Origin of the sequence: Microcoleus sp. LEGE 07076 (assembly GCF_015207455.1) — a bacterium.
GTDB lineage: Bacteria > Cyanobacteriota > Cyanobacteriia > Cyanobacteriales > Microcoleaceae > Microcoleus.
The window spans coordinates 23,061-35,935 of the sequence record NZ_JADEWV010000010.1 but is presented as its reverse complement, the minus strand read 5'-3'; the positions used below and the strand labels follow the sequence as shown (position 1 = coordinate 35,935).

The 12,875-nt window shown below is 47.1% G+C and carries 16 protein-coding genes; 6 read left to right on the top strand and 10 right to left on the bottom strand.

Going from position 1 to position 12,875, the window contains the following annotated elements; all coding sequences use genetic code 11:
- Positions 1 to 25: 25 nt before the first annotated feature.
- The 4 genes from thrB to IQ270_RS03020 all read right to left on the bottom strand — a co-directional run bounded on the left by thrB (position 26) and on the right by IQ270_RS03020 (position 3,558).
- Positions 26 to 964 (bottom strand): homoserine kinase, encoded by a 939-nt coding sequence (thrB, locus tag IQ270_RS03035; protein ID WP_193971789.1) that lies wholly within the window; start codon positions 962 to 964, stop codon positions 26 to 28.
- A 101-nt stretch (positions 965 to 1,065) separates the two neighbouring features.
- Positions 1,066 to 1,542: a tetratricopeptide repeat protein gene (locus IQ270_RS03030; RefSeq protein WP_193971788.1), complete on the bottom strand. Its 477-nt coding sequence runs from the start codon at positions 1,540 to 1,542 to the stop codon at positions 1,066 to 1,068.
- Between the two features lie 7 nt (positions 1,543 to 1,549).
- Positions 1,550 to 2,116, bottom strand: a complete 567-nt coding sequence (locus IQ270_RS03025; protein ID WP_193971787.1) for a Uma2 family endonuclease — start codon at positions 2,114 to 2,116, stop codon at positions 1,550 to 1,552.
- A 206-nt stretch (positions 2,117 to 2,322) separates the two neighbouring features.
- Entirely contained in the window at positions 2,323 to 3,558 is a 1,236-nt protein-coding gene (locus IQ270_RS03020) for a VWA domain-containing protein (protein WP_193971786.1), read from the bottom strand.
- Positions 3,559 to 3,629: 71 nt separating this feature from the next.
- Between IQ270_RS03020 and IQ270_RS03015 the strand changes: the two genes are divergently transcribed.
- From IQ270_RS03015 to IQ270_RS03005, 3 genes are all read left to right on the top strand, one after another.
- Entirely contained in the window at positions 3,630 to 4,289 is a 660-nt protein-coding gene (locus IQ270_RS03015; RefSeq protein ID WP_193971785.1) for an ATP-dependent Clp protease proteolytic subunit, read from the top strand.
- A 167-nt stretch (positions 4,290 to 4,456) separates the two neighbouring features.
- Positions 4,457 to 5,050, top strand: coding sequence for an ATP-dependent Clp protease proteolytic subunit (locus IQ270_RS03010; RefSeq protein ID WP_193971784.1), 594 nt, complete (start codon positions 4,457 to 4,459; stop codon positions 5,048 to 5,050).
- Positions 5,051 to 5,169: 119 nt separating this feature from the next.
- On the top strand, positions 5,170 to 5,796 hold the full coding sequence (locus tag IQ270_RS03005; RefSeq protein ID WP_193971783.1) for a J domain-containing protein: 627 nt from the start codon (positions 5,170 to 5,172) through the stop codon (positions 5,794 to 5,796).
- Between the two features lie 18 nt (positions 5,797 to 5,814).
- On the opposite strand, the gene IQ270_RS03000 is transcribed toward IQ270_RS03005, so the two are convergent.
- The 3 genes from IQ270_RS03000 to IQ270_RS30640 all read right to left on the bottom strand — a co-directional run bounded on the left by IQ270_RS03000 (position 5,815) and on the right by IQ270_RS30640 (position 7,892).
- Positions 5,815 to 6,750, bottom strand: coding sequence for an inactive serine/threonine-protein kinase VRK3 (locus IQ270_RS03000; protein WP_339384243.1), 936 nt, complete (start codon positions 6,748 to 6,750; stop codon positions 5,815 to 5,817).
- A 581-nt stretch (positions 6,751 to 7,331) separates the two neighbouring features.
- Positions 7,332 to 7,673 carry a hypothetical protein gene (locus IQ270_RS30645; protein WP_228056030.1) on the bottom strand — a complete coding sequence of 114 codons (342 nt, stop codon included), beginning with the start codon at positions 7,671 to 7,673 and terminating at the stop codon, positions 7,332 to 7,334.
- Between the two features lie 75 nt (positions 7,674 to 7,748).
- Entirely contained in the window at positions 7,749 to 7,892 is a 144-nt protein-coding gene (locus IQ270_RS30640) for a hypothetical protein (RefSeq protein WP_228056029.1), read from the bottom strand.
- A gap of 393 nt (positions 7,893 to 8,285) precedes the next feature.
- Here IQ270_RS30640 and IQ270_RS02990 point away from each other — a divergent pair, with 393 nt between their 5' ends.
- A complete protein-coding gene (locus IQ270_RS02990) occupies positions 8,286 to 8,561 on the top strand; it encodes a hypothetical protein (protein WP_193971782.1) in 276 nt (91 codons plus the stop codon).
- A gap of 4 nt (positions 8,562 to 8,565) precedes the next feature.
- Here the strand turns inward: IQ270_RS02990 and IQ270_RS02985 are convergent, their stop codons facing one another.
- Entirely contained in the window at positions 8,566 to 9,459 is an 894-nt protein-coding gene (locus IQ270_RS02985) for an EI24 domain-containing protein (RefSeq protein ID WP_193971781.1), read from the bottom strand.
- Between the two features lie 66 nt (positions 9,460 to 9,525).
- On the opposite strand from IQ270_RS02985, the gene IQ270_RS02980 reads away from it, so the two are divergent.
- Positions 9,526 to 10,275, top strand: coding sequence for a 2-phosphosulfolactate phosphatase family protein (locus tag IQ270_RS02980; RefSeq protein WP_193971780.1), 750 nt, complete (start codon positions 9,526 to 9,528; stop codon positions 10,273 to 10,275).
- 210 nt (positions 10,276 to 10,485) lie between these two features.
- Here IQ270_RS02980 and IQ270_RS02975 read toward each other — a convergent pair whose 3' ends face one another.
- Positions 10,486 to 11,853, bottom strand: coding sequence for a lipid-A-disaccharide synthase-related protein (locus tag IQ270_RS02975; protein WP_193971779.1), 1,368 nt, complete (start codon positions 11,851 to 11,853; stop codon positions 10,486 to 10,488).
- Between the two features lie 165 nt (positions 11,854 to 12,018).
- On the opposite strand from IQ270_RS02975, the gene IQ270_RS02970 reads away from it, so the two are divergent.
- Entirely contained in the window at positions 12,019 to 12,582 is a 564-nt protein-coding gene (locus tag IQ270_RS02970; RefSeq protein WP_193971778.1) for a Uma2 family endonuclease, read from the top strand.
- A 46-nt stretch (positions 12,583 to 12,628) separates the two neighbouring features.
- Here the strand turns inward: IQ270_RS02970 and IQ270_RS32190 are convergent, their stop codons facing one another.
- Positions 12,629 to 12,874 (bottom strand): hypothetical protein, encoded by a 246-nt coding sequence (locus IQ270_RS32190; RefSeq protein WP_339384242.1) that lies wholly within the window; start codon positions 12,872 to 12,874, stop codon positions 12,629 to 12,631.
- Position 12,875: the final 1 nt, after the last annotated feature.

Genomic DNA, 12,875 nt, shown 5'->3' with positions numbered 1-12,875 from the left:
CAACCTGGTTTCTTTGTCGAAGTCCCTAATTTCTATTAGAAATTATCGCGCCTTGAGTGTCAAGTTCGATCGCCCTGACATCAGCCTTCACCCCAAATTCCATCCAAGCAGCCGCCATTTCCCTCACAACCGCAACAGCATTAGTAACATCCGTTAAAGCCAAAAGCGTCGGCCCCGCACCGCTAATCACCATTCCACAAGCCCCTGCATTGATTGCGGCTTTTTGGACTGCTTCATATCCCTGAATCAGAGACTGGCGATAAGGCTGGTGAATCTTGTCTTGGAGGGCGCAGCGCAGCCAATTGCGATCGCCCGTAGCCAACGCCCGCACCAACAAACCCAGGTGTGCGGCATTGAAAATCGCGTCAGCCCTGCTGTAATCTGCGGGCAAAACTCGGCGCGCTTCGGCTGTAGAAAGTTCAAAATCGGGAATCGCTACCACGGGCACAATATCAGGATGCCACGGAATGTCGCAGATTTGCCAGGAACCGCCCGGTGCATTGCTAGCAGCGAGGCGACACCCCCCCAACAAAGCGGGGACAACGTTGTCGGGATGTCCTTCAAGTTCGATCGCCAATTGCATCACATCCACCTGACTCAAAGGCTTTCCGGCTAATTCATTGGCACCGACTAACCCACCGATAATAGCTGTAGCGGAACTTCCCAAACCCCTCGCCAGCGGTACTTGCATATCTATATGTATCGCGACTGGTGGAGGGGATTGGTGGAGGTATTCGTATAACTTGACAAAGGCTTGGTAAGCGAGATTGCTTTCATCTGTCTTGACTTTAGCGGCTTCCGCGCCCGTAACGGTAATTTTTAGTTTCTCGGTTGGTGACGGTTCGAGGAGGGAGAATTGGAAGGAGTTGTAGAGGCTTAAAGCCGCGCCGATGCAGTCAAATCCGGGGCCGAGGTTGGCGGTTGTGGCGGGTACGGTGACGGTGACGGTGGAGGTTGCGGACATTTTTTTGAATAATGGATTTGGAGTTTTTAACCGCAGATGAAGGCGGATGAGCGCGGATGAACGCAGATGGAAGAATACTATACTATGTTTTGGGAAGCACTCTATCTTTGCAGTATTTTAAGATGTTTGATGGCATCTTGATAATCGTTGGTATTGCCGGATTTTTGATAAATATCGGCTGCTTTTTGATAGTCGCCGATCGCGCCCGGTTTGTCTTTTAAGAATTCGCGGACTCTGGCGCGGTTGTAGTAAGCATCGCCGTAGTTGGGGTTGATGGCAATTGCGCGATCGAAATCTGCCTTTGCTGCTGCGTAATCTTTGAGATCGCGGGCTCGAATTATACCGCGTTTGTTATGGGCTTCGGCGTAGTCGGGATTGAGGCGGATGGCTTCGGTGTAATCGGCGATCGCCCCTGGGATATCCCCACCCTCTGACTTGGTTAAAGCGCTGTTGAATAAGTCTTCGGCCGAATTTTGAACGATGAGTATTGGTGAATTTTGAGTAGAAATGGCAGGGGATATGCCGCCGAAAACGGTAACAAATCCGCAAATTGCGATCGCTCTGTAAAAGAGTTTCATAAATAATCTAAGCAAAAATCTGAGCTACAGAACAACTAAAACCAGGTAATAAAGGCGATGTCAATTCATCATCTCTCAACAGCGTAGCAACTAATCTTAAACTTGCTTGTTCCCTGCGATAAACCTCTATTTGCTGCAACCGCCAATTCACGATCCAGTATTCCTGTACTCCCCGCACTGAATAAAGTCTGAGTTTCAAATCTCGATCGCGTCTTTCATTGTCTGTACCAGCAGATAATACTTCAACCACTAACTCAGGTGAACCGGTTAAATGTCCGGCTTCGTCGAGCAAAATAGCCAAGCGTTCATTGCTCGCCCAAACTAGATCGGGAATTACGTTATCGGCATCTGTGAAAATAAGACCCGGATTGATTCCTGCTTGTCCTAAATTAGTCTGTCGCGACCAAGTATTAAGTTCTTGGTAGAGGTTGCCTATAGCCTGTTGATGACCCCAATGCGGTGCTCTAGTCACAAATAACTCTCCATCAATAAGCTCGTAACGATCGCCGTTATCTGGCAAGAGTTCTAAATCGGCGGTAGTCCAGCGTACTTTATCAGATATTGTCTGGCTCATACAAGCACTCTATGATAGGTGATACAAAAATTATAGACGATAGAGTATCTAGAGCATCCACAAATTTTAACTTGTGCAGTACACATAGATGCAAAAACAAAACCCGCGCAAGCGGGTTTCAATATTCTTAGTCCGCGAAGGCGGACTTTGTTTGTGTAGTCGCGATTTCCAATCGCCGAATTTCCTGAAAATTACAAACCATGAGATTACTTAAGAACAGTTTTAGAAGCAATGCGAGTTTTCTTGCGATCGGCCTCACTCAATTCTTCACCAGACTGCAAGCGAGTAGCTGAAGTTTGCAGCACCGTTGCGGCACTTTTATCGCCCATTTGCAGAGCAGTTTTAGCAGCCGTTTGTAACATTGTGGCGGCACCAGCCCGATCGCCCTGTTGTAACCTAGTTTCGGCGAGTTGAGTTTGGCGGTACTTAGCCAAAGCGAAAATATGCTGCTGCACCATCGGGTTAAGTGCCGGCTGATAAACTTTTAGGACATTAGCAGAAACTGCAACGGGATCGGAAAGCAAACTTGAACCCACCGTCGGATCGTCGTAGCGAATTTGTAATTGCCCGATCGCCTGTGTACCTTCGGGTAACTGTCCAATATAAATATTAGCCAAAACTACTCGCTCTACATCCTTCATTAAATCTCCCAAACGCACCATAAAGCGATCGCCCTCTTGCTGTACCGGCAGTTCGATCGTATCAGGAGCAACTTGGGCGATCGGTTTGAGTTCGGCTAACCGCACTTTTGGCATCAGGGAAAATAGCAAATAAGCATTAGTCAAACCTACACCTTGGATGCGAGTAAACAGCTTGCCAAACTCATCAACCGCATCTTCGGGCCGCTGAATGTGAGCCAGAGCACCGCCGCCAGCATCAGCAATCTTCTCCAAAATATCCTGGTTCCAGTTATCGCCAAATCCCAGAGAATTTAAAGTCATGTTATACTCTGTGGCCAGTTTCGCCAACTTCAAACAGCGGCTGTCGTCGCCGTGTTCGTTTTCGCCGTCTGTCAGCAGAAATGCCTGAGATATAGATTCTTTTTTGCCTTTCCCCAACTCTTCAATACCTAACTTAATGCCCTCATCAATTGCTGTGCCGCCGGCCGGTCGCAACCTGTCAATTTGGCGTTTAATGCTAGCGGAGTCTTCCACAATTTGGTTGGGGACGATGACTTTGGCTTTGTGGTCGAAAGCCACGGCGCAAAAGCGATCCCCTGGCTTCAACCTGTCGAGCAACCGTCCGGCGGCTTGTTTGACCGTTTCCAAGGGCCGTCCGCCCATCGAGCCGCTGTGGTCGAGAATCAGGCACAGGTTTAAGGGAACGCTGGAGTCGATCGAGCTTGCCATTGCAGACACTGAAATTGCTAGCTGGCGCTGGATAGAGGGCGCGGCAGCGTCAAGGTTGGGGTCGTTTAACACCGGGAGCAAACTAACTTTCATGCGGGATACCCAAAGATTGCGTTACTATTTCTTTAAGAATAGCTCCATCAGTTCAGGCAACATTTCGGTTTATGAACACACCAATTAAAGCTGTGCAATCGCCATACTACGGGGAAGGTAACTCTCGGACACCGCCTCCCGATTTGCCATCCCTGTTGCTGAAGGAGCGGATCGTTTATCTGGGTATGCCTCTGGTGCCTGCGGTAACAGAACTGATTATCGCGGAACTGTTGTATTTGCAGTACGAAGACCCCGATAAACCGATCAAAATCTATATCAACTCGACTGGCACTTCAGGTTACAGCGGCGAACCCGTCGGTTTTGAAACCGAAGCCTTCGCTATCTGCGACACGATCAGGTACATTAAGCCGCCCGTCCATACTATTTGTCTCGGTTCGGCAATGGGGATGTCTGCGATGCTGTTAGCAGCCGGTACAAAGGGCTTTCGGGCGAGTTTGCCGCACGCTTCGATCGTGTTGCACCAACCCAAGGCTTACACGCGGGGTCAAGCCAGCGACATTCAAATTCGCGCGAAGGAAGTGCTGGCAAATAAGGCGACGATGCTGGATATTTTTGCAAGCTGTACGGGTCAACCGATCGACAAGATTACTAAAGATATGGATCGGTTGCTGTACCTGACGCCCTATGAAGCTAAAGAATACGGTTTGATCGATCGGGTTCTTGAAAGTTCGGAAGAATTGGCGAAAGCCCTTCCTGCGGCCGTCGCATAACTCCGTTATTAGTTATTAGTTATTAGTTATTAGTTATTGGTTGTAATCACCAAAAACTCTAATCCCAGAAATAACAAGTAACAAATAACTAATAACAAGTAACTAATAACAAGTAACTCATCCCCAATGCCCGATTACCAATTACAAACTAAACGGAGTTCCGAATTATGCCTATAGGTGTGCCAAAAGTTCCCTACAAAATGCCTGGTGGTTATGATACTCAGTGGATTAATATCTACGATCGCCTTTACCGGGAACGGATTATTTTCTTGGGTAAGGACATTGACGATGAAATTGCCAATCAAATCATCGCTGTGATGCTCTATCTCGATTCGGAAGATTCAGGTAAGGATATCATTTTGTACATCAATTCCCCAGGCGGGATGGTGTCGGCAGGTATGGCTATTTTTGATACCATGCAGCACATTAAATCCGACGTGGTGACGATTTGTGTGGGCTTGGCGGCTTCGATGGGTTCTTTCCTGCTGGCTGCGGGCACGAAGGGGAAACGCTTGGCTTTGCCTCACTCGCGGATCATGATTCACCAACCTTCAGGTGGCACGCGCGGACAAGCAACAGATATTCAGATTGAAGCGAAGGAGATTCTGCGACTGCGCCACCAACTCAATGGTATCTACGCTAGCAATACCGGAAAGCCGATCGAGAAAATCGAAAAAGACATGGATCGCGACTATTTCATGTCCGCTGAGGAAGCCAAAGAATACGGCTTGATTGACAAAGTAGTCGAAGATCGTCCGTAAGCGATTTTTTCGCTTCACTACCTCGCACTACACCCTGTTTTTAGGTAAATTTTGGCAGAATCTTTACATTTAAGGATTCTGCCATATTTAATTGTATTATTAACGATCGTTCATGCTAGATGGATATTGCAAATTATTACCGACAGTTAGGGCTCAGGCACGGTGCGAGTTTATCGCAAGTTAAAGCTTCTTATCGAAAGTTAGCCAGACAGTATCACCCCGATGTGAATCCGGGAAACGAACAAGCTAAGAATAAGTTTATTGCTATTACAGAGGCTTATAAGTTCCTGCTAAACACTGCCCCCGCCGATGTTGCGGAGTCAACAACTGCCAATTCAACTGTACCGCCTACTTCGACGCCGCCGGCTGCGGCGGTGAAAACTCAACCGCAGACAGTTAAGGTGACTCGGAAACAGCAACCGACTCCAGATAGCCCGGATCTGTCGGCGGCGGAACAAAAGTTAAAGCAAGATGCTTATTTTGAGCTGCAACAGTTGCTGAAATATCAGAGGTTCCCGCGGGCGATCGCCCTGATTGAGGGTTTGGCGCAGCGGATTCCCGAAGACGGGGAGGTGCGCCAGTGGCAGGCCATCGCCTATCAGCGCTGGGGACGGCATTTGATCGGGGAAAAGCAGGTTGATAAGGCGAGAATTTATTTGAAAAAAGCTGTAAAAACTGACCCTCACAATCGGGCTTTGTGGGCGGAAGTTGAGCGAGATTTTCGCAGGTTGGAACAGATTTATTGATTGGGGAATCGGGAATTATTACTTTGGTTCTGTGGAGGTCATCAAAAACTCTATATTTTTGAGTTTTTCTAAGATAGCTTGGCTATTTTTAGGTCGGTTTTCTGGTAGCGGTTCCATCAATTCGTCGATCGAGTCTACGAATAACTGGTCAACATCTACAGCCTGGTTTCTCCAATTAATCTTACCAGTTTTTTGATTGACGGGAAAGTCGATCGGCTTTAAGCCTGTTAATAAATGTACAAAAGTACGCCCCAAGGCAAAAAAGTCCGATCGCACTTCAGCTTTACCTGCAATTTGTTCCGGCGCGCAGTATCCAGCAGAACCGATGGGTGTAGTATCCGTGTCTGCTTCGGCTGCTGCGCCGAAGTCAATTAATCTCAATTTTCCAGCGGCTTCCAGCATCAAGTTGGATGGCTTAATATCCCGATGTACTAGATGATATTTGTGGATTTTCTGCAAAATATGGAGCATTTGTTGCAGCCAATCAACAGCGAGGGCTTGAGAAACCTGTTGGTTTTTAGTTAAGAATTCGATCAAGTTTTCTCCCGCAATTTTTTCCATCATTAAACAAGACAATTTCTGGGAATTATTGGGGAGTTTTATTTGAAAATAACCGTCAGGTTCCACTTGAGGCACTTCGCCCCTCCCCCCCAGCCAAATTAACACTCGCGCTTCTTGCTGGAACAAGCGAAGTAAATCGGCATCGTGGGTGTGTTTCAATATTTTTAAAACTTTGACAGTTCCCCATTCGTTTTCCCCGGTTCCCAAATCTTCGACTTCCAAGATGTCTGTGGGGCGCGCGGGATTGGGCGATCGTAATGGTTTCAGGATGCGGTAGCGATCGGCAATTAACAAAGCCGTGCCGCAAGCCTGACAATTTTGAGCCGCAGCAGGATTTTCGCGTTGTTCGCATTCAGGGTTGATGCAGTAACTCATATCATTTTCGATTTTCACAGGTTCGTAGTGCGGACTTGAGTCCGCACTACGAACCGTTTTTATTATGGTCATTATACCGGAAATTATCCGATCGATAAATTAGCATAAAACCCAGTAGTTATGACCTTACTACTGGGTTTTTATTTACCGCCCATTTGCACAGGCTATCACATTTAAGTCAAGGATTTAAGATTAATTGCATCGCGCTCTACCGATTGAGCTACCCCCCTGCGTTTGGTAGAGGGGGCTGGATCTGAGCCAGCAACCTGGATCATGTTATTTTTCCTGACATTCGTTTTAGCGATCGGCGGTGAATGCTGAGTTTAGAGTAATAACTTGCTGTTGAATTTGTACGCAATGCTGCCTCTGCCAATTGGGCTACCCCTCATTTTGGGTTGAAGGGACAGGAGTCGAACCTGTACTGTCACATTTGTAAAATTTAAATTTAAATTGTACTCTGTTTATATCTGAAACTATAACTATCAAAAAAGCAAGCAATTAGCGGAAAAAATTAAAAAATTCCCTCTCCCACTCTCTGTTCCTCGACATCAGAATTGTTAGCTTCTTCGCGGCGAACATCACAGCTTGCTGCAAGATTTTCACCTTTTGCAGCAACTCATTGATTCGCCGCGCTGGCAGAGTTCCCGAAAACTTGACCGTCCGCCAGTAACCGAATTGCGCGGAGTTTTAAAAGTCTTGAGAGTTTGCACCGGTTCTGTTGACCAGCAGTCGGCGGAAGCATCGAAATTCCAAGTCTCGGAAGCATCTAAAATTGGTAGTTTTTTGATGAATGCTTGCAACTCGGCTAACTGCTTTTGAATGAATAGCAAGTAGCTGACGGGAACTTGGCTCAACACCACGTTTCCGTCTAGGGTTACGTCGGCGCGGGCGCGGCAATTTGTCCAATCTTTGGTTGCGGTTACGTCGAAGAGTTTGGTCAAAACTTCAGTTGTTTTGCGGATAATTTGTTCGGCTTTGACTTCGACTTTTTTGGACTCCGGCGGCAGTTGTTCGCCTTATTCGTCTTTGGGACAGTAAGTGCGGGAGATTCCAGAAAACAAAGCTGGCTTTTGGAGGGCTTTTTGGGCTTCTGCTAGTTCAAGGATCGATCGGCTTTTGATGCCTTTTTCGATCGCAATAATCTGATTTAAGCGTGCCATTGTTTGATGTTATTGATGCAAAACGGATCTTAAGTGTGGTTAATAACGACCGTCAAATTGTTTGTCGCGGGGGTTTTGGGTTTTGAGGACTGAAGTCCTCACTACCAACTTTCTGAGTAGTATGATGTAGTTCTAGTAAACTACAAATTGTCATGGAGGCATTTGCCAAGAGGGCGATCGCCCTTCCGGCCAAAGTGTAGCAAAGTTTACTTCTCTTTCACCCTGCGACTACCTCTTGAGATAGATGCGCGAATACCTCTAGAGGTATGTTGCAATTTTTGGAAACATTTCTTAACATAGAGAAAACAAAGGGAATCCGAGGAGATACCAAAAATCCTTAAGCCCTTGGGGTGCCCCGGTAAATCAGATTGTTCGCCAACAAGGGCCAAATCAATGAATAATCAGCAAAACTCCGAAGTTTCAACATTTTTGTCAATGCTGCAAAAAGGCATTTGGCTGTTTGGGATTCTTTCTTGGATATTCGGGCTGACAGATAGAAGCATTGCGCTGTTTGCTGACGGATACCTGTCTGCGATCGATATTGTTCAGCTATTTACAGCTTCATTCTTTTTCGTTAGTTGGCTGTTTTTAAGCCCGTTTCTGAGTTGGAAATCCCAGAGTCAGGGGCAGGTAGAAGGCATTCGGCATAAGGTAGAAGCATCTCCGTAGTTTTTTAAGTTGTAATGTTAGTTTCTGGAGCGATGTTTGTTTCTTTTGAAGCAAAGCGGGCCGGCCAAATGCGATCGCAAAAAAATAAAGTCCCCGCCGTCACGCACAGCGGAATTGCCAACAGATTCAACAGCGGAATGCTCACCAAACCAAAACACACTAAACCAAAACTGCCGCTAGCGGGCAAACTCGCCCAAATTATTTCTAACTTCTCCTGAAAAGGCCTGCGCCTTCTTTCCAAAGGTGCATCTAAAAAATCTAAACAGACAATAGTTGCGCCCAAAGCTACGCCTCCCAAACTGCTAAGAATAGAGCCGAATCCTGGCACAAAATTCAGCAGTATCAGGGGTATGCCGACGCTCAGTAAAATTTGTAGTTTTCGCAGTTCAAAGGCGATCGCCCTTTGAATATCCCGAAAAACACTCGCCACATTCATTGGGGCTTCTGCGGGCAATTGACCGTTCCGCAGCAGTTCCAATTGTTCGGAAAGTTGACCGTACCAGGGCGAACCCAAAATCACGCCAAACTGTACTAACAAAAACCCGATTACCAGCAAAAGTCCTGACACTAGGAGTACGCGCAGCAGCCAGCCGAAAGCGACTGTTAACCCGCCGAGAAAGCTCAACCAAGCTGGCAAATTCGCAATTAAATCATTAAATCGCACGGACAAATCGGCAACCAAAACGTCTATGCCTGCCAAACTGGGAAATAGCAAGCTTAAATAAAGTCCGATACCAATTAAGCAATTTAGCACGACGGGAACTAATACATAAGTCCACAGCTTGGGAGTTTGCCAAATCAGCGTGAAAGCTCGAAAAGGATAGGTGAAACCTGCCAAGAGTCCAATTGGTGCGGTAATGGCGGCGCGGGCGGGATTTGAATTGAGCTGTTTTGACATATTAGGGGTGAGAGCGTCACTTTCTATTATTATTGCCTGTGAGGATTTATTGCAGGTTGCCCAAAAGTGAAGCTTTTTATTTACCATACCCCGGAACTTACCCCAGCCGACAAAATGCCGGCTTGCGCGATCGCAGTTGATGTGCTGCGGGCGACTACGACAATGGCGACGGCCCTGAATAATGGGGCGGAAGCTGTCCAAGTTTTCAGCGACTTGGATAAGCTGATGGCAAGCAGCGAAAAATGGCCTGCAGACAAGCGGATTCGGGCAGGAGAGCGCGGCGGCGCGAAAGTTGACGGTTTTGACATGGGGAATTCCCCTTTGGACTGCGCGCCAGAAAAGGTGGCTCTCAAGCGCATTTTTATCAGCACAACTAACGGTACTCGGGCTCTGCAACGAGTGCAAGCTGCTGCAACTGTGCTGACGGCGGCTTTGATTAACCGCAAATCTGTGGTGCAGTTTTTGTTAAGCAAAAAGCCGGAAAGTATTTGGATTGTGGGTTCTGGTTGGGAAGGGAGTTATTCGTTGGAGGATACGGTTTGTGCTGGGGCGATCGCCCAAAGTTTGCTAGCAGAAAGCGGTATTCCTGCGATCGATTTTGCTGGTAACGATGAAGTATTTGGGGCGATCGCTCTTTATCTGCACTGGCAAGATCGGCTGCATGAATTGTTGGAAAAAGCCAGTCACGGCCAGCGCCTCCTCGGTTTGGGCATAATCGAAGACTTAAAATATTGCGCGCAATTGGATACTTTAGATGTGCTTCCTATGCAGCGAGAACCGGGTGTTTTGGTGAAATCGGATTTTAAAATTCCTTAAGCTGATTTCTGGGTTCAATCTTCTGAAAAAACGGCAAATTTATTTTTTCTGGTTTGAGCGTTCGGACTTTAGTCCTGATAATTATCGGACTCAAGTCCGAACGAGCAAACAATGGAAGTTAGTAGTTAGCGAGAGATTTTTTAATAAAGTACAAATAAAGATATTCGGTAGGGACAAAACATAGTTGTGTCCCTAGTGTACGATCGGCAATTAATCGTTGCTGCGTTCACCGCCGAACCGCTGAATTAAACACTTGGCAATTCTGGCTGCTGCACCGGGTTCTCCCATGCGGCGCAAGCCATTTTCAGCGATTAGCTGCAACCTGTCGGGGTCGCGGAATAAAGACTGTACTGCGCCGGCAACTTCGGCGGGATGTTTGACTAAAATTAATGACGGCCCTAACAGGCGACTTTGGGCTTCTGCAAAGCCGGGAGTAAATTGCGGGCCGTTTCCGGGAATGGCGATCGCGGGTTTTCCTAAACCTACAAATTGTTCTGTAGCGGTTCCTGCCATTGCTACTGCTAAATCGGCTTCGTACAAACAATCGTTAAAACTTTGCTGAGTTAAAATCATTGTGGCTTTTCTCTGCACAAAAGTCAAGGGCAATAGCAAATTAGGAGATTCTTTATGAATTTCTTGAGGGCTAGAAACAGGAGGTCGCAAAATACTTCCTTCTCGCCACTGCGTTCTAGTTTCGCCGTCTTGGCGCCAGCCGAAAAATTCTAAAATAGGTCGCAAAGCTTCTAAGTTTAATTCTGGAGAAATTGCTGCCAAAAATAACAGTTTACGATCGGCAAACAAGGACAAAATTCCGCCGACAGCCTCTACTATTAGCTGCCAATTAGCATAGGCTTCCGGCGCTCTAGAGCCGGGGAGTAACGTGATGACGAGCGATCGCTCCCTTTCGCGAAACTCTGCGTCAAGGCCGTAAAAACCGGCTGGATTTTCCGGTTCGAGTCCGTCCATCATCGGATTGCCGAGATTGCAAGCGGGAATTCCTAGCTTTTGTAAAGTCTCGGCGGTTAGCGCGTCCCTGACAAAAACGGCGCGACAGCGGTTTCTGGTCATCAACCAGCGCTCCCAAGGCAAATAAACCGATCGCGGCGACCAAATCCAAGCAAAAATGTTGGATTTGCGAGGCAGAGGCCCGTTCTCGTCCCGCAAATAATAATCGGACTTGGCTGTGCCGAGAAAGGCATAGGGCGCGCCACCTTGCCAAGCAAATAGCAGCGGTACGATATCGCCACAGGCTAAGATAACTGCGTCTTGATTCCCAGACTGTGTTTGCGATCGCACCCAAGCGCGGATCGCTTTAAACTGAGCTAGAGTCAACTGAAGCAACCCGCCTTTGACATCGCGCAAAAATTCCTTTCCATCCATGTAAATAAAGCCGCCCGAAGGCATCCGCTGCACTGGGCCGATGATGCGGGCGTTTTCTAGTTCAGCGAAAGCTTGCCCTTCGCCCACTAGCGGAAACACGGCCAATTCTGGGGGATGCGGGTGCTGTTGCAGTTCCCGCAAGATGCGAAGGGCGATCGCATCTTCTCCGTGGCCGTTACTGAGGCAAAGTAATTTCAATCCCAACTCTCTCAAAAAACTGTCTCTGAATATATAGAAGCAAGATTAGCGGCAGGATGCAAGGTGGTATGGCCGAAGCAAGAAGTAAGCGGATCGGCGATCGCGTGAGTCGGGCCATTTTTGGTAAAATAGTAAGTTAAACTCCTATTTTATAGGTAAAATCGGATGGTACAAACCCTGCCAAAATCTTTGACACTCGAAGAGTTTCTGAAGTTGTCAGAAACCAAACCAGCCAGCGAGTACATTGACGGTAAAATCATTCAAAAACCCATGCCTCAAGGAGAACATAGTGTAATTCAAGGCGAGTTGACAAGTGCTGCTAATGCTGCTCTCAAACCTCAAAAGGTGGCGCGAGCATTTCCCGAACTGCGGTGTGTTTTTGGCGGTCGCGCGATCGTTCCCGACGTGACTGTATTCACTTGGGAGCGCATTCCCCGTAACGAAAATGGCGGTGTGGCAAATGTGTTTGCGATCGCCCCGGATTGGACAATTGAAATCCTCTCCCCCGACCAAAGCCAAACTAAAGTTACTAAAAATATTTTACATTGTCTCAAACACGGAACTCAAATGGGTTGGTTAATCGATCCAGAAGAGCGATCGGTTTTTGTATATCGGCCGGCTCAATCAACCGAGGTGTTTGACGAACCGGAACAGTTATTGCCCGTGCCATCTTTTGCCAGGGAATTGCAACTGACAGTAAAAGATTTATTTAGTTGGCTGTTAGAGTGAAACAACAGAATATTATATATAGCGGTTCTCAGAAAGATTCGCGGACTCATGGGCATAGGGCATAGGTCTTGCGAGCATACCTCATGTTAGTGAGAAAGGCTATAGCTTTTCTCACTAACATGAGGTACGCATAGGGCAAACAGGTCATTAGCCATTGGGCGGAGCGTAGCGGAGGGATTGGAACTGACAACCAATAACTAATAACTAATAACCAATAACCAATAACTAATAACCAATAACCAATAACCAATAACCAATAACCAATAACCAATAACCAATAACCAATAACCAAT

What these genes read in the sequence shown, in the direction of transcription:
- thrB (WP_193971789.1), bottom strand. Translation starts at nt 964, where the DNA reads ATGTCCGCAACCTCCACCGTCACCGTCACCGTACCCGCCACAACCGCC.
- IQ270_RS03030 (WP_193971788.1), bottom strand. Translation starts at nt 1,542, where the DNA reads ATGAAACTCTTTTACAGAGCGATCGCAATTTGCGGATTTGTTACCGTT.
- IQ270_RS03025 (WP_193971787.1), bottom strand. Translation starts at nt 2,116, where the DNA reads ATGAGCCAGACAATATCTGATAAAGTACGCTGGACTACCGCCGATTTA.
- IQ270_RS03020 (WP_193971786.1), bottom strand. Translation starts at nt 3,558, where the DNA reads ATGAAAGTTAGTTTGCTCCCGGTGTTAAACGACCCCAACCTTGACGCT.
- IQ270_RS03015 (WP_193971785.1), top strand. Translation starts at nt 3,630, where the DNA reads ATGAACACACCAATTAAAGCTGTGCAATCGCCATACTACGGGGAAGGT.
- IQ270_RS03010 (WP_193971784.1), top strand. Translation starts at nt 4,457, where the DNA reads ATGCCTATAGGTGTGCCAAAAGTTCCCTACAAAATGCCTGGTGGTTAT.
- IQ270_RS03005 (WP_193971783.1), top strand. Translation starts at nt 5,170, where the DNA reads ATGGATATTGCAAATTATTACCGACAGTTAGGGCTCAGGCACGGTGCG.
- IQ270_RS30640 (WP_228056029.1), bottom strand. Translation starts at nt 7,892, where the DNA reads ATGGCACGCTTAAATCAGATTATTGCGATCGAAAAAGGCATCAAAAGC.
- IQ270_RS02990 (WP_193971782.1), top strand. Translation starts at nt 8,286, where the DNA reads ATGAATAATCAGCAAAACTCCGAAGTTTCAACATTTTTGTCAATGCTG.
- IQ270_RS02985 (WP_193971781.1), bottom strand. Translation starts at nt 9,459, where the DNA reads ATGTCAAAACAGCTCAATTCAAATCCCGCCCGCGCCGCCATTACCGCA.
- IQ270_RS02970 (WP_193971778.1), top strand. Translation starts at nt 12,019, where the DNA reads ATGGTACAAACCCTGCCAAAATCTTTGACACTCGAAGAGTTTCTGAAG.